Below are 23,855 nucleotides of genomic sequence, written 5' to 3' on the forward strand. Positions count from 1 at the left end.
TCGCCGGCAAGCCGGCTCCCACAGGTACGGCATGCACCTTACTTGTGGGAGCTGGCTTGCCAGCGATGAACTCACCCCCGATTTAAAGCCTGAACCCACCCATCTGCCGCGCCAGATCATCGGCCAAGCCGCGTAGTGCCTGACACTCCTGCCGACAGCCCTGCACATCCACCGCCGTCTCCCGCGCCAGGTCGGATATCCCCTGCACGGTGCGGTTGATCTCCTCGGTGACCGCCGACTGCTCTTCGGTCGCCGTCGCCACCTGATGGTTCATGTCACTGATGTGCTCGACCTGATCGGTGATGGTGCCCAGCGAAGCGCCGGTCTGCTGGCTCGACTCCACCCCCGTTCCGGTCGCTGCCTGGCCGGCCTGCATCGACGCGACCGCACTGCCCGCGCCATGCTTGAGGCGCAGGATCATCTGCTGCACTTGATCGGTGGATACCTGGGTACGCCGCGCCAGGGTCCGTACTTCGTCAGCGACCACGGCAAAGCCGCGGCCCATCTCGCCCGCCCGCGCCGCCTCGATGGCCGCGTTGAGCGCCAGCAGGTTGGTCTGCTCGGAGATGCTGCGGATCACCGCCAAGACTTCGTCAATCGAGGCGACTTCCGTCGCCAGTTCACTCACCGCACTGGCCGCCTGGCCAATCTCGTCGGACATGCCCTCGATATGGGCAATTGAGCGGCGCACCACTTCGCGGGCCTGCAGCGCTTCGCTGCGCGCGGTTTCCGACGCCACGGCGGCGTTGCCAGCATTCTGCGCTATGTCTTGAACGGTCAGGCCCATCTCATGCACGGCAGTGGCGACCATTTCGGTCATTTCCTGCTGGCGGCCGGAGCGTTCGGCGGTGTTGTCCACCACTTGCGTCACTTGCGCCACCGACGCGCGCAAGCGTTCGCTGGTGTTCAACACTTCGCCGATCAAGTCACGCTGGCTGTCGAGAAAACGGTTGAAACCACGGGCCAGGTCGCCCAGCTCGTCAGCGCGGTTTTCGTCCAGGCGCTGGGTCAGGTCGCCGCCGCCATTGCCGATGGCCATCAAGGCGCCGGTCACGCGGCGGATGGGACGGACGATGCCGCGTGCCAGCAGCACCACCAGCAACAGCGATACCAGCGCGACCGCTGCACCAATCAGGCTAGTCAGCCAGACGGTCTCACGCACCTGGGCATAGATCTGTGCTTCTGGCACCTCGGCGACCAGGGTCCAGTTGAGGTCACGCAGCGGTAGGCTGAGGGCCAGATAGCCCTCGCCATCGCGCTCGAAGCGGCTACTGTGCAGGCCCTGTTCACGGCTCAGGACCACCTTGGCAGCCTCGCCACCGATCTGCTCGGCAAGCTGCTTCTTACCGCTGAACGCCGACTGCGGATGCACCTGGATCAAACCGTCGCCGCGCACCAGCATCACCCGCCCACGTTCGCCGAAGCTGAAGTTGTGGATCAATTCGGAGAGTTCGGTCATACGCAGGCCAAGCCCGGCGATACCCACCAGTTGGCCGGCTTTCTCCACCCGATAGTCGATGAACAGCGCCAGTTCGCCGGTGCTGCCGTCGGTGTCGATGTTCAGCAGGCGCGGGTTGCCACTGTCGATAAAGCCGAAAAACCACTTATCCGCCGGGTTGCTGCGGCTGAGGGTGCGGTCCAGGCCTTTCTCGTTGTAATAGTGGTTGCTCGCTGTAGCGGCAAACAACGCGGTAAAGGCATGGTTCTGTTTGCGCAGGGCTTCGAGGTACTCGATAAATTGCGGCGCCTGGGCGCTGTCTTCCCCCGCCGCCAGCCAATCGCGCAGCAACGTGTTGTTGGCAATGTCGGCCGCCGCCGTCAACGGTCGGCCAAGCATGCGTTCGATGTCGTTACGAATCGCCTCAATGCTCGCCGGCAAGGCGGTGTCGACCAGGTAACGCTCGGTCAGCCGATTGACCGCCACGCTGTAGATGCCGACCACGATCAGAATGCTCAGCAACAGCGCTGCGCCCATGCTTGCGATCAATTGCCACTGGATACTGCGCCGCCAGAACTGCATGTATTTCCCCTGGGTAAATAAGCCCTGTAGTGCAAGAGACAGGCCAATTGTATACAACAGGAAATACAATCCACAGCAATGCCGGCCCACCCTCCCGAAGGTGGTGAGCTGGCAAAAAGGTCTAGCGAGGGGTTTGACGCGATCAGCTGTTACTGATGGTCCGGGCAATCACATCGACCGTGGCGTTGACTTGCTCTTGGTAACGGTCGAGGGCCTGCTGGTGCTGCTGTTGCAGTTCGATCTGCTGCGAGCACAGGTTGAGGGCTGCCAGTACCAGCAGCTTGTCACCGATCAGGGTCGGGTATTTACGCTTGGTATCGGCCAATGAAGCATTGAGCATTTGCACTGCTTGCGCCAGCGCCTGCTCCTGGCCTTCGGGGGCCTTGATCGAATAATCGCTGCCGAGGATCGACACGACATTGATCGGCTGCGCTGAGGTTCTCATGCGTTCACGGTACCAACGCTGGCACGCTCAACCAGGGCCTGGATGCGTGCGGCGGTAGCGCCCTGCTTTTCTTCCTGCTCCAGCAGGCTCAGTTGCAGGCTGTCGTTTTCGTCTTTGGCCTGGGCCAGTTCGGCGCTGATCTGCGCGTTGCGCTCGGTCAGTTCCTGATTCTTCTGCACCAGGTCGCTGACCAGTTGCTCCAGTTGACTAAGGGAAGTTTCCAACATGATTGCCTTCTCGGGGTGTTTCAGGGGGCGCACACGATAAAGAAAAGTCCGCGTGCTCGCCAGGGATATCGGGTTTAGACGCGTCGGCCTGGTGCAGATTGACCCACCGATGTCGGTCAGGTTCCCCGTTTTGCCTACCACCGGTCAGGAAAAAAGATAGCTGGCTCACAATTTTGTCGTCGTCGGCTCAAGTCTTTACCCGGCCGACCGATAGGCATGGCAGTCCTGATTCTGGCGCACGGTTCGCGTGCCCTTTTCCCTTCCTGGATACCACCATGTCCCTACGCAATATGAATATCGCCCCGCGCGCGCTTCTGGGCTTTGCTCTGATCGGTGCACTGATGCTGGCCCTGGGTCTGTTCGCCCTGAACCAGATGAGCAAGATTCGCCAGGCCGGCGAAACCATCGAGAACTCGACGGTGCCGAGCATCACCAACCTCGACCAGTTGACCCAGCTGACCCTGCGCCTGCGCACCCTGTCGTACCGCCTGCTGCTCAACCGCGAAGCCGACACCCTGCAGGCCACCCTCAAGCTGGTCGACCAGCGCAACCAGCAGATCGATGACGCGCGCCGGGTGTACGAGCCGCTGATCTCCGGCAGCCAGGAACGCGCCGCCTACAACCAGTACGTGCAGTTGCTGAGCCAGTACCGCCAACTGGAAAATCGCATGCGCCTGGCATCGCAGAACAATGACCTGGACAGCCTGCGCAATCTGATCAACCGCGACATGCTCGACAGCTCCGAGCAGATCAACAGCGTCATGGATCAACTGATCAGCATCAATACCGAGCAGACCCGCGAGATCAACCGCACCGCTGCCGACCAGTATTCCAGTGCGGTCGCTCTGGTGATCGGGCTGCTGCTGGCCGCCACCGCCTTGACCCTGGTCTGCGCGCTGCTGCTGACCCGCAGTATCGTCAAGCCGATCGACGAGGCCCTGCAGGCTGCCGAGCGTATCGCCGAAGGCGACCTGACCCGCAGCATCCAGGCCGAAGGCCAGGACGAAGCGGCGCGCCTGCTCAAAGCCATGGCCAAGATGCAGAATAAGCTGCGCGATACCCTGCAGCAGATCTCCGGCTCCGCGACCCAACTGGCGTCGGCGGCTGAAGAGCTGAATAGCGTCACCGACGAAAGCGCCCGTGGCCTGCAGCAGCAGAACAACGAAATCGAACAGGCCGCCACCGCCGTCACCGAGATGACCAGCGCCGTGGAAGAAGTGGCACGCAATGCCGTGAGCACCTCGGAAGCCTCCAAGGAAGCCACCCGCTCGGCCGGCGACGGCCGTGACCTGGTGATGGAAACCGTCAGCGCCATCGAGCGCATGAGCACCGACGTGCAAGGCACTGCCGAACTGATCGGCAACCTGGCGGAAGAATCGCGCGATATCGGCAAAGTGCTCGACGTGATTCGCGGCCTGGCCGACCAGACCAACCTGCTGGCCCTGAACGCCGCCATCGAAGCGGCCCGTGCCGGTGAGGCCGGTCGCGGCTTTGCCGTGGTCGCTGATGAAGTACGCGCCCTGGCTCACCGCACCCAGCAGTCGACCAGCGAAATCGAACGGATGATCGGCAGCATCCAGGGCGGCACCGAGCAGGCAGTCAACTCCATGCGCAACAGCACCGAACGCGCCGAGTCGACCCTGAACATCGCCCGCGGCGCCGGCCTGGCGCTGGAAACCATCACCGGTGCGGTGGCCGAGATCAACGAGCGCAACCTGGTGATCGCCAGCGCGGCCGAAGAGCAGGCCCAGGTCGCCCGCGAAGTGGACCGCAACCTGGTCAACATCAACGACCTGTCGGTGCAGTCGGCCACCGGCGCCCACCAGACCAGCGCAGCGAGCGCCGAACTGTCGCGCCTGGCGGTGGACCTGAGCGGGCTGGTGGCACGTTTCAGCGTGTAACGCAAACGCATCGCGGGTCAAGTCGCTACTCAGTACTCGATCCGCACATCCCCTTTCGGTACGCTGCAGCACGAAAGGATATAGCCTTCGGCGACGTCTTCATCGGTGATGCCGCCGTTGTGCTCCATCTCCACTTCCCCGCCCAGCTTGAGCACCTTGCAGGTGCCGCAGATGCCCATGCCGCAGGCCTTGGGGATCATCAGGCCGAGCTTGGCCGCCGCCGCGTGCACGGTCTCGCCCGGGGCCACGCGGATGCTCTTGCCGGTGGCGGTGAACTCCACCTGGTGCAGGTCGCCGGCGTCCAGCTCGGCGGCTTCAGCGGCCTGTTCGGCGTGCTCGACGGCATCGGCCTTGACCTCGGCCGGGGTCGCGCCGAACGACTCCTCATGGTAGCGGCTCATGTCGTAGCCGCTGCCTTCCAGCAAGCGCTTGACCGCGTTCATGTACGGCGTCGGGCCACAGCAGAAGATCTCCCGTTCCATATAGTCCGGGGCGATCAACTCCATGAGTTTCTGGTTCAGGTAGCCGCGGTAGCCCGCCCAGGGCTCGCCCAGGCCGTGCTTCTCGCAAATGATGTGCAGGCTGAAGTTGTCGATCCGCGAGGCCATGTGCTCCAGCTCGCGGTGATAGATGATGTCTTTCGGCGAGCGCGCGCTGTGGACGAAAACCATGTCGACATTGCCGTTGGTGTCGTAGAACCAGCGGGCCATGGACATCACCGGGGTGATGCCGACGCCGCCGCTCAGGTACAGCACCTTGGGGCTGGGGAAGTCGATGGCGTTGAACAGCCCCACCGGGCCGTGCACCGCCAGCTCCTGGCCTTCGTGCAGGGTGTCGTGCAGCCAGTTGGAAACCTTGCCACCGGGTACACGCTTGATGGTCACCGAGAAGCTGTAAGGCACCGACGGTGAACTGGAGATGGTGTAGGAACGCATGATCGGCTCGCCGTCGATCTCCAGCTCCAGGGTAACGAACTGCCCGGGCTTGAAGAAGAACATGATCGGCTGGTCGGCCATGAAACAGAAGGTGCGCACATCCCAGGTTTCCTGGATCACCTTGACGCAACGCACGATATGGCGGCCGTTGGCCCAGGTCTGGGTGCTGACCGGATTGAGGAAGCTGTTGGACATGCTCGTCTCCACGGCCGACTGCGGCCTGATGGCTGCGATTCTGCGCAAGCCGCGCAGGCGACACTTACCTATCCGCGACATTGGCGTGCTTATCGCGACCAGCCCCCGGCTACAGGGGCTGGCGCGTCGGAAACGGATCTGATCATGTCGCCCATGGATATGGTTCATGCGCACTTCGAACGCACACTCCATCGCAAATGATCCTGCTGTATTTGAGCCTTGCGTCGCCATAACAACGATTAGCCACTTTCACCGGCCACAAGCACTGGCCATGAGGACCTACACGATGGACGTCACCGCAACTTTGAGTCTGGGCGATCCACTGGAACCTGCACGCAAGGCCACCGCCGAGATGCTGCAGAGCCGCGAGCGGACCTTCTCGCTGCCACAGCCGTTCTACTGCGACGAGCGCCTGTTCCAGATCGACATGGAAGAGATCTTCCAGAAGGAATGGCTGATCGCCGGGATGACTTGCGAAATCCCGACCAAGGGCAACTTCATCACCCTGCAGATCGGCAAGAACCCGATCCTGGTGGTGCGCGGCGCCGAAGGCCAGGTGCATGCCTTCCACAACGTCTGCCGCCATCGCGGTTCGCGCCTGTGCACCAGCGACAAGGGCAAGGTCGCCAAGCTGGTCTGCCACTACCACCAGTGGACCTACGAGCTGGACGGCCGCCTGCTGTTCGCCGGCACCGAGATGGGCGCCGACTTCGACATGAAGCAGTACGGGCTCAAGCCTGTGAACGTCAAGACCGCCGGTGGCTACATCTTCATCAGCCTGGCTGAAAACCCGCCAGCGATCGATGACTTCCTCGCCACCCTGAACCACTACATGGAACCCTACGACATGGAGAACACCAAGGTGGCGGTACAAACCACCTTGATGGAAAAGGCCAATTGGAAGCTGGTGCTGGAAAACAACCGCGAGTGCTACCACTGCAGCGGCTCGCACCCTGAACTGCTGAAAACCCTGCTGGAATGGGACGACGTCACCGACCCGCGCGCAGACCAGGCGTTCAAGGACCACGTCGCGGCCTCGGCCGCCGCCTGGGACGCCGAGAAGATCCCCTACGCCCACGCCAGCTTTGGCCTGCGCAACCGCATCGTGCGCATGCCACTGCTCAAGGGCACGGTATCGATGACCCTGGACGGCAAGCAGGGCTGCCAGAAGCTCATGGGCCGGATCAAGAACCCGGACCTGGGCTCGATGCGCATCCTGCACCTGCCGCACTCGTGGAACCACTGCATGGGCGATCACATGATCGTCTTCACCGTGTGGCCGATCAGCGCCCAGGAGACCATGGTCACGACCAAGTGGCTGGTGCACAAGGATGCGGTTGAAGGTGTGGATTACGACCCGGCGCGCATGCGTCAGGTGTGGGATGCCACCAACGACCAGGACCGGCGCCTGGCGGAAGAGAACCAGCGCGGGATCAACTCGACGGCGTACCAGCCGGGGCCTTATTCGAAGACCTACGAGTTTGGTGTGGTGAACTTTGTCGATTGGTACAGCGAGCGGATGCTGAGCAACCTGGGGGCGGCGCCGGCGCCTTATCTGAAGGGTGTGGCTGCGCAGTAAAGCGGGGCCGCTTTGCGGCCTATCGCCGGCAAAGCCGGCTCCCACAGGTGGTGTGTATACCTGCAAACCCTGTGGGAGCTGGCCTTGCCAGCGATGGGGCCGTACCAGCCTGTACAAATTTTGACCACCTACCGCAATCCCCCGGCCCCGCTGGGCCCGTCCACACAGCAAACACTTTATCCACAGGACAACCCACAGCTAATGTGGGCAAGTCGTTGTTTTTCCCGCGAAATTTTATTGATCAATATTTGATCAAATCTCTACACGCCTTTAAATACAAGGCTCACAGCGGAAGGCGAACACCTTATCCACAGAGACGCCAACAGACTTTGTGTGCAAAAGTCGAAGCGCTAAAAAACCGTTGTGGATAACGCCTTGAGCGACCGAAATACCGGGCCTGAGCAGGCATAAACAAGACAATTGGCTAGTTTCTGATCAACCCTACGCAGCCCTTGCGCCACGGGCCTCTCAGCCATGGGCGAACATATTATCCACAGACCCGCCAACAGCGATTGTGGGCAAACTCATTGCCGCCCTGGGAAGAAAACCTCGAAAAATCCACAACTTAGCCTGATCATTTTTTGACCATAACGCCGAAGGGCACGCAATGCGTGCCCTCCAGCCATACACAAACACTTTATCCACAGATCGACCAACAGACTTTGTGAGCAACTGTCAGCGCAACACGCCCTCTTCCACCAGCAGCTTGAGGATGGCTTGCGCGCCGTCCTGAGGGCTGACGTCCTTGAGCACTTGCCCACCGCCGCCGCTGGCCTTGGCGGTGGCGGCTTTCATACGGTCGGCGCCGCTCTTGGCCTTGATCACCTTGAGGCGTTTAGGCCGCGGCTTGGCCGGTTGCAGTTCGGCACTTGTGAATAACTCGTCTGCGACAATCGCCACTTGGCGCGCCGCCAATACACCACGCCGGGCGGGGCCAAACGCGCTCTGGCGCGGCTTGGGCGCGGCGTTATCCACAGTGGCGAGCAACGGCAGGCGCACCTTCAAGCGGCGCCGCTGGCCCCGTGGCAGGGCCTGCAGGACCTGGGCCACGCCGTTGTGGATAGACTCCACTTCGGCAAGGCCCACCACCAACGGCCAGCCCAGGCGCTCGGCCAGCAGGAACGGCAGCATCCCCGAACCTTCGCCGGTTTCCGCCTGGCTGCCGGTCAGCACCAGCTGGGCACCGGCGTCGCGCAGGTAGTCACCGAGTACGCCCAGGGCATCGGCGCCTTGCGGCTGTTCGAGCACGTCGATGTGTTCCAGGCCCATGCCCAGGTAGGCGCGCAAAGCCGGCTCCTGCGGGTCGCCGGCATGCAGCACCTGCAAGTTATCCCCAGCCAGCTGCAGGCCCAGTTCCACTGCCCGGGCATCCTGCTCGGCGCGGCGGCTGCGGCCGGAGCTTGGGTGGGCACCGATTGAAACCAGACTGATGACCTTGGTGTGCATAGTTGTCCCCTGCCCTTAGGCCGCATCGCGCTTGGCGTCGTTGCGGTAGTTTTCCACAGCCTCGATCAGCGCTTGCAGAATCGCCGCGCTGTCGCCAATCACCGACAGGTCGGCACGCTTGATCATGTCGCAACCCGGGTCCATGTTGATCGCCACCACCTTGTCGCAGGCACCGATGCCCTGCAGGTGCTGGATCGCCCCGGAGATACCCACAGCCACGTAAACCCGTGCGGTCACCCAGGTACCGGTAGCACCGACCTGGCGATTGCGCGGCATGAAGCCGTCGTCCACCGCTACCCGCGAGGCGCCTTCGGTAGCGCCGAGGGCAACGGTGGCGCGGTGGAACAGCTCCCAGTCCTTGACACCATTGCCGCCAGAGACAATGAACTCGGCCTCGGCCATGGCAATGGCAGCCGGGTCGACGGCCACCGGGCCGAGGTCTTCGATACGCGACAAGCTGCGCGCCGCGCTTGTGGATAACTGCACGGGCAAGGCTTCGTGGCGAGTTTCACTGACCGGTTCCGCGCATTCGGCAGCCGCCAGGATCAACCGTGGCAGGCCGCGGATCAGGTCCTGCTGGCCAGCGCCGGCACGGCCGCTGCATTGCCCATCTTTGACTTGCCAGACTCTTGTCGCCGGACGTTCGCCAATGGCCGCGGCAAGGCGCCGGCCCAGCTCGCCGCCACCGGTGCGGCTGTCTGGCAGCAGCCAATGGCGCGGGCTGTACTGGTTATCCACAGCACGCAGACCCTGCACCAGTTGCTCCGGTACGTAACCTGCGAACGCCTCGCCTTCGATCACCAGCAGGCGATCAACGCCGGCTGTGGAAAAGTTACTTTCCTTGTGTTCGCCAAACACCACCGCCAGCACTGCGCCGTCGCTGCCGGCCAGGCTGTGGGCCAGGCCCAGCAGGTCGCGGTCGTGGCTACCCAGGCGCCCGCCGACCATGTCCGGGACCACGGCAATGTAGAACGCCGGCTGCGCCACCTGGTGCAGCGGCAATTGCACCGCCACTGCTGCCGTGCGCTTGCTGCTACCGCCCTGCTGGGCGCCGCTGCGGTCGATGCGCTTGATACCGTTGGGGCCGATGAAGCCGATCCCATGGGGGTTCTTGCGGATGATGCCGTTGGGCCCCATCCAGCTGTGCTGTTGGCCCTGCTGCATGGCTGCGTGCAGCGGGTGCAGGCGGTTACGGGCGATCCACTCGGCGCGCGGATCACGGCGAATAATGTCGCTCATCAGTGCACCTCCGCAGGTTCACGCTTTGCCGGGGCGGGTTTGCTCGCCGAGGCCGGTTCTTCGAGGATGGCGTCGGCGACCAGTTCGGCCAGGTCCTTGATCAACGGACGCGGTTCGACCACGCCTTCGAGCATCGCCGTGCACTGTGGACAACCCACGGCAACCAATTCGGCGGCGGTCTCGCGGATGTCGTCCATGCGCATGTCGGGGATACGCTGTTTGCCAGGAATATCGGTAATCGGCGCACCGCCGCCACCGCCGCAGCAGCGTGAGCGGAAGCCCGAACGCTGCATCTCCTTGACCTCGATGCCGAGGGCGCGCAGCACTTCGCGCGGCGCTTGGTACTCGCCGTTGTAGCGGCCCAGGTAGCACGGGTCGTGATAGGTCACGCTGCCGCCCTTGTGCTGGCCGAGGTTGAGCGCGCCAGCGGCAATCAGTTCGGCGATATAGGTGCTGTGGTGCTGCACCAGGTAGTTGCCGCCGAAGGCACCGTACTCGTTCTTGAGCACATGGAAGCTGTGCGGGTCGCAGGTGACGATGCGCTTGAAGCTGTACTTGGCCATAGTCTGGATATTGCGCTTGGCCAGTTGCTGGAAGGTCGCTTCGTCGCCCAGGCGCCGGGCCACGTCGCCGCTGTCGCGCTCTTCCAGGCCGAGCACGGCAAAGTCTACTTGCGCGGCTTTCAGCACTTTGACAAAAGCCCGCAGGGTGCGCTGGTTACGCATGTCAAAGGCACCGTCGCCGACCCAGAACAGCACGTCGGCGGTCTTGATGTCGCCGAGCAGGTTGAGGTTGAGGTCCGCCGCCCAGTTCATCCGCCCGCCCGGGGCGAAGCCGCCGGGGTTGTCGGTGGCGATCAGGTTGTCCAGCACCTCGGCGCCCTTGTTCGGCGTCGCGCCTTTTTCCAGGGTCAGGTGGCGGCGCATGTCGACGATGGCATCGACGTGCTCGATCATCATCGGGCATTCCTCGACGCAGGCACGGCAGGTGGTGCACGACCACAGGGTCTCGGCATCTACCAGGCCGTTGACGATCGGCTGGTGCGGGTTGCCGCCATGCTCGCCGATCGGCTTGCCAGGGTACGGGCTGCCGGCAAACTTGGCATCGGTGCCGCCGGCCAGGCCAACGACCATGTCCTGGATGAGTTTTTTCGGGTTCAGCGGCTGGCCTGCGGCAAACGCCGGGCACACGGCCTCGCACTTGCCGCACTGTACGCAGGCGTCAAAGCCGAGCAGTTGGTTCCAGGTGAAATCCTTGGGCTTTTCTACCCCCAGCAACGCCTGCGGGTCCTCAAGGTCGATGGGTTTGAGCCCGGTCGAACGGCCACCGCCAAAGCGCTCGGCGCGCCGGTGCCAGGCCAGGTGCAGGGCACCGGCGAAGGCGTGCTTCATCGGCCCGCCCCAGGTCATGCCGAAGAACAGCTCGGACACGCCCCACAGCACGCCAATCCCCAGCAACGCCACCAACAGCCAGCCGCCGAAGCCCTGCGGGAGAATCCCGGCCACCGGCAAGGTGGCGATGAAGAAGCTCGCGGCAAACACCAGCAAGCTTTTCGGCAGGCGCATCCACGGGCCTTTCGACAACCGTGCTGGCGGGTTGAGGCGGCGTTTGTAGACAAACAGCGCACCGCCGAACATCAGCACGGTGGCGAACAGCAAGGCAAACCCAAGGATCTTGTTATGCAGGCCAAAGCCATGTACCAGGATCGCCAGCACCGCTGCCAGGACGAAGCCGCCAGCCGTGGCCACGTGAGTGTTGGCCATGTACTTGTCGCGGGCGACCACGTGGTGCAGGTCGACCATATAGCGCCGTGGCATGGCCAGCAGGCCGCCCAGCAGATCGACCTTCGACGGCCGACCCTGGCGCCACATCCGCACGCGCCGCAGCGCGCCGAGGACGGCAAGGCCCAGGGCGGCGAACAGGAGGATGGGGATAAGGGTGTTCAACATCAGAGGCACCTTTCAGGTGCAAGCCTCAAGCCTCAAGCCGCAAGCAAGGGCAACACCGCGTTGCTCTTGCTTACCGCTTGAAGCTTGCCGCTTGCAGCTGCCTTAGAAATCCTTACAAAGCCGAAGTGCGTCGTAAATGGCCGCGTGTGTATTGCGCTGCGCCACGCAGTCACCGATGCGGTACAGCAGGTAGCCTTCGCCCGGTTGGCTGAGGATCGGCTGCGGCTTGATCGCGAACAGGGCTTCGATATCGATCTGGCCCTTGTTCCGCGAACCTTCCTTGAGCCCGTAGTACAGCGCCTCGTCCGGGCGCACGCCGTTCTCGATCACCACCTGGTCGACCACCCGCTCCTCTTTGGCACCGGTGTATTCGTTCTCCAGCACCGCCACCAGCTTGTCGCCCTCGCGGTAGACCTTTTCCAGCATCAGGTCGCCGGTCATGATCACTTCCTTGGGGTACATGCTGCGGTAGTAGGTCGGGAACGACGTGCCGCCAATGGCCACGCCCGGCTTGATGTCGTCGGTGACGATCTCGACCTGGCTGCCTTTGTCGGCGATGTAGTCGGCTACCGACATGCCGGTGAATTCGCAGATGGTGTCGTACACCAGCACGTTCTTGCCCGGCGCCACCTTGCCGTCGAGCACGTCCCAACTGCTGACCACCAGCCCTTCGGCGGCGCCCCAGTGTTCGTTCTGCTCGATGAACGGATGGCCGCCCACCGCCAGCACGATAATGTCCGCACGCAAGTCCTGGATGGTGTCGATATCGGCCGCAGTGCCCAGGCGCAGGTCGACCTTCAGGCGCGCCAGCTCCAGTTGATACCAACGGGTGATACCGGCGATCTGGTCGCGTTGCGGCGCCTTGGCAGCGATGCTGATCTGCCCGCCGATGGCGTCTTTCTTCTCGAACAGGGTGACGTCATGGCCGCGTTCGGCCGCCACACGAGCGGCTTCCATCCCCGCAGGCCCGGCGCCGACCACCACCACCTTGCGCTTGGGCCCGGTGCTTTTCTCGATGATGTGCGGCACGCCCATGTATTCACGGGAGGTTGCCGCGTTCTGGATGCACAGCACATCCAGGCCCTGGTACTGGCGGTCGATGCAGTAGTTGGCACCGACGCACTGCTTGATCTGGTCGATCTGGCCCATCTTGATCTTGGCAATCAGGTGCGGGTCGGCGATGTGCGCGCGGGTCATGCCGACCATGTCGACATAGCCGCCTTCGAGGATGCGCGTGGCCTGGTTGGGGTCCTTGATGTTCTGCGCGTGCAGCACCGGTACCTTGACCACTTCCTTGATGCCGGCCGCCAGGTGCAGGAACGGCTCGGGCGGGAAGCTCATGTTGGGGATAACGTTGGCCAGGGTGTTGTGGGTGTCGCAGCCCGAACCGATCACGCCGAAGAAATCCAGCATGCCGGTGGCATCGTAGTACTTGGCGATTTCCTTCATGTCCTCGTGGCTGAGGCCATCGGGATGGAATTCGTCACCGCAGATGCGCATGCCCACGCAAAAATCCGGGCCGACTTCAGCACGCACGGCCTTGAGCACTTCCAGGCCGAATTTCATCCGGCCTTCAAACGTGCCGCCCCATTCGTCGGTACGCTTATTGACCCGCGGGCTCCAGAACTGGTCGATCATGTGCTGGTGCACCGCCGACAGCTCGACGCCATCCAGGCCGCCTTCTTTGGCCCGGCGCGCGGCTTGCGCGTAGTTGCCGATCACCCGCCAGATCTCTTCCGGCTCGATGGTCTTGCAGGTGGCACGGTGCACCGGCTCGCGCACCCCCGATGGCGACATCAGGGTTGGCCAGTTGAAGCCATCCCAGCGCGAGCGGCGGCCCATGTGGGTAATCTGGATCATGATCTTGGCGCCATGCTTGTGCATGGCATCAGCCAGGTTCTGAAAGTGCGGGATGATGCGGTCGGTCGAGAGGTTCACCGAGGCCCACCATTCCTGCGGGCTGTCGATCGCCACCACCGAGGAGCCACCGCAAATGGCCAGGCCGATGCCGCCCTTGGCTTTCTCTTCGTAGTACTTCACGTAGCGCTCGGTGGTCATGCCGCCGTCGGTGGCGTAGACCTCGGCGTGCGCGGTGCTCAGTACCCGGTTGCGGATGGTCAGTTTGCCGATCTGGATCGGCTGGAACATTGCTTCGAAAGCCATGGCGGGATCCTCGACTTACAACGGCTTGACGATGAACAGGCCATCGTCGTGGCCTTCTTCCGAACCGCCGTAGACCTGCTCGGCGACCGTACGAATGTTGCTGCCGCGGGCCGCCAGGATCTGGTCCATGGCCCCGGCGAACCAACCGGTGAACATGTAATCGACCTTGCGCCCGACCTTGCCGTAGACATAGACGAACGCTGAGTGCTCGAGCTTGACGCTGGCAGTGCCCTTGTCCAGGTCAATGTCCTGGATCTTGAACAGGCCCCAGCCGCGCTGGGACAGGCGCTTCATGTAGTGTTCGAACACCGCCACGCCTTCGAGGCCGTGGCATTCAGCCTCTTTCTCGCACCAGTGCCAGGCGGACTTGTAACCGGCCTTGTAGAGGATCTCGGCATAGGCGTCGGCGCCCAGCACTTCCTCGATACCCATGTGGTTGTTGACGAAGAAATGCCGCGGCACGTACAGCATCGGCAGGGCATCGCTGGTCCAGACACCGGTCTCGCTGTCGACTTCGATAGGCAATTGCGGGGCGATCTTGGCCATGGAAACTGAACTCCAGAAATTTTGGTTGGCTGCCCCTGCGCCTGTGGCAGGGGGCGGAAGACGGTTACTGGCGGCTTATTCGCCCCAGACATCCTTGAGCACGTTGACCCAGTTCTCGCCCATGATCTTGCGCACCACGCGCTCGGAATGGCCGCGATTGAGCAGGGTCTCGGTAAGGTTGGGGAACTCGCCCACGGTGCGGATGCCCAGCGGGTTGATGATCTTGCCGAAGTTGGTCAGGCGCCGGGCGTAGCCCTTGTCGTGGGTCAGGTACTCGAAGAAGTCCTGGCCGTGGCCCTGGGTGAAGTCGGTACCGATACCGATGGAGTCTTCACCGACGATGTTCATGGTGTATTCGATAGCTTCGGCATAGTCGTCGATGGTCGAATCGATGCCCTTGGCCAGGAACGGCGCGAACATGGTCACGCCGACGAAACCGCCGTGGTCGGCAATGAACTTGAGCTCTTCATCGGACTTGTTGCGCGGGTGCTCCTTGAGCCCGGAAGGCAGGCAGTGGGAGTAGCACACCGGTTTTTTCGATTCGAGGATGACTTCTTCGGACGTTTTGGAACCGACATGGGACAGGTCGCACATGACCCCGACGCGGTTCATCTCGGCGACGATCTCGCGGCCAAAGCCCGACAACCCGCCATCACGCTCGTAGCAGCCGGTGCCGACCAGGTTCTGGGTGTTGTAGCACATCTGCACGATGCCTACGCCCAGCTGCTTGAACACCTCGACATAGCCGATCTGGTCTTCGAAAGCATGGGCGTTCTGGAAGCCGAAGAGGATGCCGGTCTTGCCCACTTCCTTGGCCTTGCGGATGTCGGCGGTGGTACGCACCGGCATCACCAGGTCGCTGTTCTCGCGGATCAGCTTCTGGCTGGCGGCGATGTTGTTGACCGTGGCCTGGAAGCCTTCCCAGACCGACACCGTGCAGTTGGCCGCAGTCAAGCCACCCTTGCGCATGTCCTCGAACAGCTCGCGGTTCCATTTGGCAATGATCAGCCCGTCGATAACGATGCTGTCTGCGTGTAATTCGGCTGGGCTCATCAGGCTGTCCCCTTTATTGGTAAACCTGCGCCGAATCGTCTGCCGGCGCTTTGGGGCCAGCATATGCCTAGGGGCAATGTCGCCCAGATGCAAAAACGACAGGGGAATTGCCGAAAGCGTCAAAGAGCGACAAAGGGGCGTTGCAGGTCGCCGTGGCACAGTCTTTAACAGTTTCCCGACAATCCGCTCAAAGATTGCCGCAGGCCCCTGCCCTAGCATGCACTGACCGCCATTCCCGCCCAGGTGCCTCATGCTTCGCTCGCTTCGCCTTGCTTCATTGTTCGGCCTGCTGCTCGTCAATACCGGTTGCGGCGAACGGGCGCCGACGAGCCTGCCGCCGATCGGCAAGGGCGACTATCGGGCGGTCATCGAACACTTGCGCCAGAGCATCCCCGAGCAGATGCGCAAGAACCACGTGCCCGGCCTGTCGCTGGCGCTGATCGACGGCCAGGAGCTGGTCTGGGCCGAAGGTTTCGGTCTGGCTGACGAGGCGCTACACATGCGTGTAACACCAACCACGGCGTTTCGCGCCGGTTCTCTGTCCAAGCTGTTCACTGCCAGCGCCACCCTGCAACTGGTCGAGCAGCAGCGCCTGAGCCTGGACGCACCGTTGTCACGCACCCTGCCGGAGTTTCGCGTGCGCTCGCGCTTTCACGCCGATGCCCGCAGCGCCAACGACGCCATCACCTTGCGCCGCCTGCTCAGCCACCAGGCCGGCCTGCCGAGCGAATTCCTGCCTCGCCTGCGCACTGATGATCCATTGAAGTACCTGCCGCAGAAGGCCTCGGGGTTGTGGCTGAACAATCCGCCGGGCACGCAGATGGCCTATTCCAACCTGGGTTTTGCCCTGCTCGGTGCAGCCATCGAGCGCAGCAGCGGGCAACCATTCGAAACCCGCCTGCAGCAGCACCTGTTGCAACCGTTGGCCATGGAACATTCGAGTTTCGTCGGCAATAGCGAGCTGCAACCCTATCGCGCCCGAGGCTACCTACAAGGTCAGCCCAGCAGCGACGAGGAGATCCGCGACCTGCCCGCCGGCGGCTTGTGGACCACGCCACGGGATGTTGGCCAGTTCGTGCAAATGCTGTTCGCCCAGGGACGTTTCGATGGCAGGCAGCTGCTGAGCCAGCAGTCGGTTGCCGAGATGTTCCGCCAACAGAACCGTGCCAATGCCCTGGACTTCGACTGCCCTATAGGCCTTGCCTGGTACCTGGGCCCTTGCGGCGACCCGCGCATCGGGCCGCAGCTGCAACAATGGCAACACAGTGGCTCGACTGGCGATTTTGCCGCGCAACTGAGCGTGCTACCCGAGCCACAGCTGGCGGTGGTGGTGATGGCCAATGCCGACACCGCCGAAGCACTGGTCAGCGAAGTGGCCACTCAGGCCCTGCGCCTGATGCTCCAGGCCCAAGGCAACCAGCTCGTCTGCCCGCGCGACTGTGCGCCGAGCCTGCCGCCGCTGGCCGCTGCCGCGGCGCCCAGCCCTCACGACCGCCAGCGCCTGGCCGGGTTGTACGCCAGCCCGTTGGGCGTGATTCGCCTCAAGGACCAGCGCCATCAACTGTTTGCCGAACTGGGCGGCAAGCGCGTCGAACTGCTGCGCGACAGTCAAGGCTGGCTGCGGGCACAGAAAAAACTGTTGGGCTTGTGGTCGCTGGATCTGGGCCTGCTCGAACAACTTCAGCTGGATGTGATCAGCGTCGCGGGCAAAGAAGTGCTGGCAGTCAGGCGCCACGGCCAGACCCTGCCACTGGGCGAGCGCATTGACCCCGGGCCGATACCCGCCGACTGGCAAGCCAGTGTCGGACGCTATCGCCTGATCAGCCCCAACGAGCGCGAACCGTTGCTCGACGGCCTGACCTTGCGCATCGATCAAGGCCTGCTGCTGGCCCAGGGCCGGCGAAAAGGCGAAACCCTGGGTGAATTCGTGGTCCAGCCACTGGATGACGCCCATGCCCTGCTGGCCGGCAGCGCATTGGGCGCGGGCAACACCCTGACTCGGCATAGCGACGGCTTGCGGGTGCTCGGCTATCGCTTTGTGCGCAGCCCAGACCAGGACGCCGGCCTGCAGCTCTAGGTTTCAGCCATCGACGTGCGGCCAGCTCAACACGAAGCAGGCGCCACCTTCGCGGCTATCGCCCACCTGGGCATAGCCGCCGTGCCATTGCGAGACCCGACGCACCAGCGCCAGGCCAAGGCCAAAGCCACCGGTGCGCCGGTCACGGCTGGCGTCCAGGCGCGAGAACGGCTCGAAGATCTTCTCTCGGGCGGCAAGCGGTACGCCTGGGCCGTCGTCCTCTACCACGAGGCGATACAGCTCACCTTCTCGCTGCAGGCTGACCCGGACTTCACCGGCGGCATAGCGAATGGCATTGCGCAACAGATTGATCACTGCCCGCGCCATGAACCGCGGCTCGATACGAATGCTCTGTACCGTACACGCCTCAAGCGACAGCTGCACACCGGCCGCCTCGGCCTCCAGAGCGACACTGCCCAGGACACTGTCGATCCAATGGTTGGCCTGGATGGTTTCGCGCTTGATCTCGGTGGCGCCACGCTCAAGGCTGGCATAGGTCAACAACTCCGAGACCATCTCCTCCAGGTCGCCCAGGTCGGCGTGCATTTCGTCGATCAACGCACCGCAGCCTTCCTGGCGGGCCAGCCGGCGCAGTTGTTCGAGTTCGAAGGTCAGGCGTGCAATGGGAGTGCGCAGCTCATGGGAAACTGCGTTGGTCAGCTCACGCTGGTTGGCGATCAGGCCTTCGATGCGCCCGGCCATCTGGTTGAAGTGCTCGGCCAGTTCCCGAATGTTCGAGCGCCGCGACAAGTAGATACGTGAACTCAGGTCGTTGTCACCAAAACGCTGGGCCGCCAGGCGCAAGCGCTCAAGGTCACGCCAGTGCGGCCATACCCAGAGAAACAGGGCAATACCGATCAAGCCGCCGAGCATCGCGTAGGCGCCGACGGTATAGGTACGGGTCAGCTCGGGCTCAGGCGGCAAGTCGATGCTCAGCAATTGGCTGCTACCGTCGATGGGGCTGATGAACTGGGTGAACTCCTTGCGAACCACCAGTTGCCGGTTTGCCAGCAACTGACGCTCGCGCTCATCCAGCTGCAACTGCCCGGCGTCGACCAGTTTCAGGCCCAGGCCGTAATTGGGCTGCAATTCGTCCAGACGCCGCTGGCGCTGCTCAGCGGTAAGCGGGCGCAGTTGCTCCACCAGGCTGTACGCTGGCCCACGTACCGCTTCGCGGTGGTAGACCTCGGTGGGGGCGTTGAGCAGCCAGGTGAACACATGGTCGACCGCGGTGATCGCCAGGGCAAAGCCCAGTACCAGGGTGATGAACAGGCCAAGAAACAGGCGCAGCATCTACAGCTCCCAGGCAAAGGGGTTGAACAGATACCCCTTGCCCCACACTGTCTTGATGCACAGCGGTTCACGCGGGTTGTCGTGCAGCTTGTTGCGCAGCTTGCTGACGTAGACATCGACACTGCGGTTGAGGCCGTCGAAGGCGATGCCACGGATATGGCTGAGGATATCGTCGCGGGAAAGGATTTGCCCGGCGGAACTGGCCAGCAACCACAACAGCTCGAACTCCATGGTGCTCAGTTCGATGACCTGCTGGCCCAAGCGTGCTTCGCGGCTGGCCCGGTCAATACTCAGGCGCCCGAACTCGAGGCTGTCGCGCTCGCTCGGGTCACTGCCCTTACGCCGCTGCAAGGCCCGCAGCCGGGCCAGCAACACCGGCGGCTTGATCGGTTTGATCACGTAGTCGTCGGCACCGGACTCAAGGCCGAGAATATGGTCCAGATCATCCTCGCGAGCAGTGAGGATCACGATCGGCGTGGCCGCCTGGCTGCGAATTGCCCGGCATACTTGCAGGCCGCTCAGGCCGGGCAGCATCAGATCGAGTACCACCAGCGCCGGTTTGAAGCCCAAAAAGGCCTCCAGTGCCTCGTCACCCCGGTGCACACAGTGCACCTCGAAGCCGTGCTCGGCTAAAAAATGCGCAACCAGGCTGGCCAGCTTCAAGTCATCCTCGACCAGCAGTACCTTGATCAGTCCGGAGCATTCCATGGCGTTTCCACAGGGTAAGAGTGAGGATAGTGGCTAAACGCCAAGTTTATGTGCACCTTTATGAAACGTCTGTGAATAAGTGTTCACGCAGCCTGCACGCTTTTTCACAGGTGCAACGGCTACCCTGTTCTTTGCTGCGGCGCTGAGCGAGAATCGGCGCCCATGTTCGCGCAAGCTTTCGGAGGATGTCGCAGATGAGAACGATGGTAGGGCTGGCCCTGGTATTGCTGGCATTCGGCGCCCATGCCGAGGACGACGAAAGTACCCCGTGCGACAACGTCGAAACCGACCAGCAAAGCTATGAATGCGCTCAATACAGCCGCACCACCGCCGAACGCGAACTCGATGCCGCGTTTACTGACCTGCTGGATCGAATCAAGGAACAATACGCCGGTCAAAGCGCGAAGATCAGCGACGTGAGCAAACGCCTGAACGACGCCCAAGCGCTGTGGAAGCAGCTGCGCGACGCCGACTGCAAGGTCGAGACCTTTGAGCAAAAACCCGGCAAGGACTTCGACGCGGCATTGAACACCTGCCTTGCCCAACGTAGCGATGATCGCTCCGAATACTTGCAGTCCCTGGGGCTGCAAAACTCCGATTGAGAACAGCATGAAAATCTGCGGAATTGAAATCAAAGGCAGCGAAGCGCTGCTCGCCGTTGCCACGCTGGACGGTACCAGCCCTGTGCATCTTGCCCTGGCCACGAAAAAAATCGGCCTGGAAGATGACGAACTGGCGGACAACGTCAAAGTCTTTGCCCAGCAGGCCCGGCAATTTATCGCTGAACATGGCATCAGCCACCTGGCGATCAAGAAACGCAGCAAGAAAGGCGACTTCGCGGGTGGCCCGACCACCTTCAAGATCGAAGGCATATTGCAGTTGCTGGACAATTGCGAGGTGGAACTGGTTTCACCGCAGACCGTCAGCGCTCAGGCCAAGAAACACAACATCGAACTGCCTGCTTCGTTGAACAAGTACCAGCACGAAGCCTACAAGAGCGCCTGCGCGCTGTTGCTCAAGCGCCGCTGAGGCTGACGGCCCCGGCCTTGCGGTCTTCCCGCGGGCAACGCGCGAATCGCCCCCGGTAGCAGCGGGTGAAATACGACGCTGACTCGAACCCGCAAGCGATGCTCACCTCCAGTACGCTCAGATCGGTCTGGCGCAGCAGTTGCCGGGCCTTGTCCAGGCGCAGGCGCAGGTAAAAACCGCTGGGCGTGTCGTGCAGGTACAGGCGAAACAGGCGCTCCAGCTGGCGCCGGGTGACCTGCACCGATTCGGCCAACACCAGGGTGTTGAGCGGTTGTTCGGTGTTACGCTCCATCTCGCCGATCACCTGCACCAGTTTCTTGTTGCTGATGCCATAACGTGAGGCGATCTGCATGCGCTGGTGATCCTGGCGCGGGCGGATACGGCCAAGCACGAACTGCTCCGACACCTGGATCGCCAGCTCCGGGCCGTGGGCCTGGGCAATCAGGTCGAGCATCAGGTCGATCGACGCGGTGCCACCTGCCGAGGTAATACGGCGGCGATCTACTTCGAACAGTTCCTGGGTTGCCTGCAACTGCGGGTAACGTTCCTTGAAGGCCTCCAGCGCTTCCCAGTGCAGGGTCACCCGGTGACCGTCGAGCAGCCCGGCCTCGGCCAGCACCACGGTGCCGGTGTCGATACCGCCCAATACCACGCCCTCGTGATCAAGCTTGCGCAACCAGTGTTGCAGGGCCGGGCCGTAGCTGCGCAACGGCTCGAAACCCGCTACCAGCAACAACGTCGCACCCTTGCCCAGCGGCTCCAGGGCGGCGTCGGCATTCACCGACATGCCGTTGCTGGCCTGCACCGCGCCGCCATCCATACTCAGCACCTGCCAGCGATATAGCTCGCCGCGAAAGCGGTTGGCCACCCGCAGCGGCTCTATCGCGGAAATAAAGCCGATGGCGGAGAAGCCGGGCAACAGCAAGAAATGGAAATCCTGGGGCATAGCGACAACTCGACGGCCACGGATGCTGGGTTAATAGCGCGCTGGTCGCCACTGTGCAAGTGCCGGTCGCCAGAGTGCGATTTTTACCCACAGCACCCGCGTAGTTTGATCACACGGCACGCAGAGGCCGCCCCCTATAACAATTAGAACTGCCGTTGGAGGAGCCACCATGAACAGAATGATCAGCCGTAGCCTGCTGATGCTCGTCGGTACCGCAATCCTCAGCACCAACGTGATGGCCGCAGAGCCGGCCGCCTGCAAGAACGTGCGCCTTGGCGTGGTCAACTGGACCGATGTGATGGCCACCAGCGCCATGACCCAGGTCCTGCTTGATGGCCTGGGCTACAAGACCAAGCAGACCAGCGCCTCGCAACAGATCATTTTCGCCGGTATCCGCGACCAGCGCCTGGACATGTTCCTCGGCTACTGGAACCCGATCATGACCCAGACCATCACCCCGTTCATCGACGCCAAGCAGGTCAAGGTCCTCGACCAGCCCAGCCTCGACGATGCCCGCGCGACCCTTGCCGTGCCCAAGTACCTGGCCGACAAGGGCCTGAAAACCTTTGCCGATATCGCCAGGTTCGAAAAGGAGCTGGGCGGCAAGATCTACGGCATCGAGCCGGGCTCGGGCGCCAACACCCAGATCAAGGCGATGATCAGCAAGAACCAGTTCGGCCTGGGCAAGTTCCAGCTGGTCGAGTCCAGCGAAGCCGGCATGCTCGCCGCCGTCGATCGCGCCGTGCGACGCAAGGAGGCGGTGGTGTTCTTTGGCTGGGCGCCGCACCCGATGAACATCAACATCGACATGGCCTACCTCAGCGGCAGCGAAGGCGCCCTGGGCCCGGACGAAGGCCGGGCCACGGTGTGGACCGTCACCGCGCCGGACTATGCCCAGCGTTGCCCGAACGTCAACCAGCTGCTGACCAACCTGACCTTCAGCGCCGAGGACGAGAGCCGCATGATGCAACCGCTGCTTGACCACAAAGACGCGCTGGAATCCGCCCGCCAGTGGCTCAAGGACCATCCCCAGGACCAGAAGCGCTGGCTTGAAGGGGTGACCACGTTCGACGGCAGGCCGGCCGCCGAAAACCTGCAACTGACCGCTAACTGACAGACCCAATCGCGGGTCAAGCCCGCTCCCACAGAGGAACTGGTCATCTGTGGGAGCGGGCTTGCCCCGCGACGGCCCCAACTCGCCCGAAGGAAACCGCTCATGAACCACGACGTCATCATCACCTGTGCCCTGACCGGCGCCGGCGACACCGCCAGCAAGAGCCACCTGGTCCCGGTGACCCCCAAGCAGATCGCCGAAGCCGCGGTAGAGGCCGCCAAAGCCGGTGCAACAGTCGTCCACTGTCACGTCCGGGATCCACAAACCGGTCGCTTCAGCCGTGATGTCGCGCTGTACCGCGAAGTCATGGAGCGCATTCGCGAGTCGGACGTCGACATCATCGTCAACCTTACCGCCGGCATGGGTGGCGACCTGGAGATCGGCCCAGGTGAAACCCCGCTGGAATTCGGCGCCGGCACCGACCTGATCGGCCCACTGGAGCGCCTGGCCCATGTCGAGGCGTTGCTACCGGAAATCTGCACCCTGGACTGCGGCACCCTCAATTTTGGCGACGGCAACAGCATCTATGTCTCGACCCCGGCGCAACTGCGCGCTGGCGCCCGACGCATTACTGAACTTGGGGTCAAAGCCGAACTGGAAATCTTCGACACCGGTCACCTGTGGTTTGCCAAGCAGATGATCAAGGAAGGCCTGCTCGACGACCCCTTGTTCCAGCTGTGCCTGGGCATTCCCTGGGGCGCCCCGGCCGATACCACCACCATGAAAGCCATGGTCGACAACCTGCCAGCCGGCGTGACCTGGGCCGGCTTTGGCATCGGCCGCATGCAGATGCCAATGGCCGCGCAAGCGGTGCTGCTCGGCGGCAATGTACGGGTCGGCCTGGAGGACAACCTGTACCTGGACAAGGGCGTGCTGGCCAGCAACGGCCAACTGGTAGAACGCGCCAGCGAGATTCTCAGCCGCCTGGGCGCACGGGTGCTCACCCCTGCCGAAGGCCGCGCCAAAATGAACCTGACCCGTCGCTGATTG

The 23,855-nt window shown here is 62.8% G+C and carries 20 protein-coding genes and 1 pseudogene; 7 read left to right on the top strand and 14 right to left on the bottom strand.

Annotation, left to right across the window (positions count from 1 at the left end; all coding sequences use genetic code 11):
* Positions 1-82 precede the first annotated feature (82 nt).
* The 4 genes and pseudogenes from BV82_RS26810 to BV82_RS24980 all read right to left on the bottom strand — a co-directional run bounded on the left by BV82_RS26810 (position 83) and on the right by BV82_RS24980 (position 2,692).
* Entirely contained in the window at positions 83-820 is a 738-nt protein-coding gene (locus BV82_RS26810; RefSeq protein ID WP_374045288.1) for a methyl-accepting chemotaxis protein, read from the bottom strand.
* A 123-nt stretch (positions 821-943) separates the two neighbouring features.
* Positions 944-2,020, bottom strand: a pseudogene (locus BV82_RS26815) (cache domain-containing protein); the annotation flags it as partial.
* Between the two features lie 142 nt (positions 2,021-2,162).
* A complete protein-coding gene (locus BV82_RS24975; protein ID WP_010221351.1) occupies positions 2,163-2,465 on the bottom strand; it encodes a cell division protein ZapA in 303 nt (100 codons plus the stop codon).
* A complete protein-coding gene (locus BV82_RS24980) occupies positions 2,462-2,692 on the bottom strand; it encodes a hypothetical protein (protein ID WP_010221350.1) in 231 nt (76 codons plus the stop codon). The genes BV82_RS24975 and BV82_RS24980 overlap by 4 nt, the downstream gene beginning before the upstream one ends.
* 275 nt (positions 2,693-2,967) lie before the next feature.
* Here BV82_RS24980 and BV82_RS26845 point away from each other — a divergent pair, with 275 nt between their 5' ends.
* Positions 2,968-4,593, top strand: a complete 1,626-nt coding sequence (locus tag BV82_RS26845; protein ID WP_010221349.1) for a methyl-accepting chemotaxis protein — start codon at positions 2,968-2,970, stop codon at positions 4,591-4,593.
* A 29-nt stretch (positions 4,594-4,622) separates the two neighbouring features.
* Here BV82_RS26845 and gbcB read toward each other — a convergent pair whose 3' ends face one another.
* Entirely contained in the window at positions 4,623-5,723 is a 1,101-nt protein-coding gene (gene gbcB, locus BV82_RS24990) for a glycine-betaine demethylase subunit GbcB (protein WP_010221348.1), read from the bottom strand.
* A 286-nt stretch (positions 5,724-6,009) separates the two neighbouring features.
* Here gbcB and gbcA point away from each other — a divergent pair, with 286 nt between their 5' ends.
* A complete protein-coding gene (gbcA, locus tag BV82_RS24995) occupies positions 6,010-7,302 on the top strand; it encodes a glycine-betaine demethylase subunit GbcA (protein WP_010221346.1) in 1,293 nt (430 codons plus the stop codon).
* Positions 7,303-7,977: 675 nt separating this feature from the next.
* On the opposite strand, the gene etfB is transcribed toward gbcA, so the two are convergent.
* The 6 genes from etfB to BV82_RS25025 form a co-directional block, all read right to left on the bottom strand.
* Positions 7,978-8,748, bottom strand: a complete 771-nt coding sequence (etfB, locus tag BV82_RS25000) for an electron transfer flavoprotein subunit beta (protein ID WP_010221345.1) — start codon at positions 8,746-8,748, stop codon at positions 7,978-7,980.
* A gap of 15 nt (positions 8,749-8,763) precedes the next feature.
* The gene (gene etfA / locus BV82_RS25005; RefSeq protein ID WP_036995016.1) at positions 8,764-9,987 is read right to left on the bottom strand and encodes an electron transfer flavoprotein subunit alpha; all 1,224 of its coding nucleotides are present in this window, start codon (positions 9,985-9,987) and stop codon (positions 8,764-8,766) included.
* A complete protein-coding gene (dgcB, locus tag BV82_RS25010; protein WP_036995015.1) occupies positions 9,987-11,936 on the bottom strand; it encodes a dimethylglycine demethylation protein DgcB in 1,950 nt (649 codons plus the stop codon). Before dgcB ends, etfA begins: the two co-directional genes overlap by 1 nt.
* Positions 11,937-12,038: 102 nt before the next feature.
* On the bottom strand, positions 12,039-14,099 hold the full coding sequence (gene dgcA / locus BV82_RS25015) for a dimethylglycine demethylation protein DgcA (protein ID WP_010221342.1): 2,061 nt from the start codon (positions 14,097-14,099) through the stop codon (positions 12,039-12,041).
* A 15-nt stretch (positions 14,100-14,114) separates the two neighbouring features.
* Positions 14,115-14,645: a 4-vinyl reductase gene (locus BV82_RS25020; protein WP_010221341.1), complete on the bottom strand. Its 531-nt coding sequence runs from the start codon at positions 14,643-14,645 to the stop codon at positions 14,115-14,117.
* A 75-nt stretch (positions 14,646-14,720) separates the two neighbouring features.
* Positions 14,721-15,698 (bottom strand): dipeptidase, encoded by a 978-nt coding sequence (locus tag BV82_RS25025; protein ID WP_010221340.1) that lies wholly within the window; start codon positions 15,696-15,698, stop codon positions 14,721-14,723.
* A 250-nt stretch (positions 15,699-15,948) separates the two neighbouring features.
* Between BV82_RS25025 and BV82_RS25030 the strand changes: the two genes are divergently transcribed.
* Positions 15,949-17,775, top strand: a complete 1,827-nt coding sequence (locus BV82_RS25030; protein ID WP_036995014.1) for a serine hydrolase domain-containing protein — start codon at positions 15,949-15,951, stop codon at positions 17,773-17,775.
* A 3-nt stretch (positions 17,776-17,778) separates the two neighbouring features.
* On the opposite strand, the gene BV82_RS25035 is transcribed toward BV82_RS25030, so the two are convergent.
* On the bottom strand, positions 17,779-19,068 hold the full coding sequence (locus BV82_RS25035; RefSeq protein WP_036995013.1) for an ATP-binding protein: 1,290 nt from the start codon (positions 19,066-19,068) through the stop codon (positions 17,779-17,781).
* The gene (locus BV82_RS25040; RefSeq protein WP_010221337.1) at positions 19,069-19,776 is read right to left on the bottom strand and encodes a winged helix-turn-helix domain-containing protein; all 708 of its coding nucleotides are present in this window, start codon (positions 19,774-19,776) and stop codon (positions 19,069-19,071) included.
* Between the two features lie 194 nt (positions 19,777-19,970).
* On the opposite strand from BV82_RS25040, the gene BV82_RS25045 reads away from it, so the two are divergent.
* The gene (locus BV82_RS25045; RefSeq protein WP_036995012.1) at positions 19,971-20,378 is read left to right on the top strand and encodes a lysozyme inhibitor LprI family protein; all 408 of its coding nucleotides are present in this window, start codon (positions 19,971-19,973) and stop codon (positions 20,376-20,378) included.
* Positions 20,379-20,385: 7 nt separating this feature from the next.
* A complete protein-coding gene (locus BV82_RS25050; protein WP_010221335.1) occupies positions 20,386-20,805 on the top strand; it encodes a DUF3010 family protein in 420 nt (139 codons plus the stop codon).
* Here BV82_RS25050 and BV82_RS25055 read toward each other — a convergent pair.
* A complete protein-coding gene (locus BV82_RS25055) occupies positions 20,792-21,751 on the bottom strand; it encodes a GlxA family transcriptional regulator (RefSeq protein WP_010221334.1) in 960 nt (319 codons plus the stop codon). The two genes, BV82_RS25050 and BV82_RS25055, sit on opposite strands and share 14 nt — an antisense overlap.
* Positions 21,752-21,920: 169 nt before the next feature.
* On the opposite strand from BV82_RS25055, the gene choX reads away from it, so the two are divergent.
* Both choX and cdhC read left to right on the top strand, forming a co-directional pair.
* Positions 21,921-22,865, top strand: coding sequence for a choline ABC transporter substrate-binding protein (gene choX, locus BV82_RS25060; protein ID WP_036995011.1), 945 nt, complete (start codon positions 21,921-21,923; stop codon positions 22,863-22,865).
* Between the two features lie 102 nt (positions 22,866-22,967).
* Positions 22,968-23,852: a 3-dehydrocarnitine:acetyl-CoA trimethylamine transferase CdhC gene (cdhC, locus tag BV82_RS25065; RefSeq protein WP_010221332.1), complete on the top strand. Its 885-nt coding sequence runs from the start codon at positions 22,968-22,970 to the stop codon at positions 23,850-23,852.
* The last annotated feature ends 3 nt before the right edge of the window (positions 23,853-23,855 follow it).

The organism is Pseudomonas donghuensis (assembly GCF_000696345.2).
In the GTDB taxonomy this organism is placed as follows: domain Bacteria; phylum Pseudomonadota; class Gammaproteobacteria; order Pseudomonadales; family Pseudomonadaceae; genus Aquipseudomonas; species Aquipseudomonas donghuensis.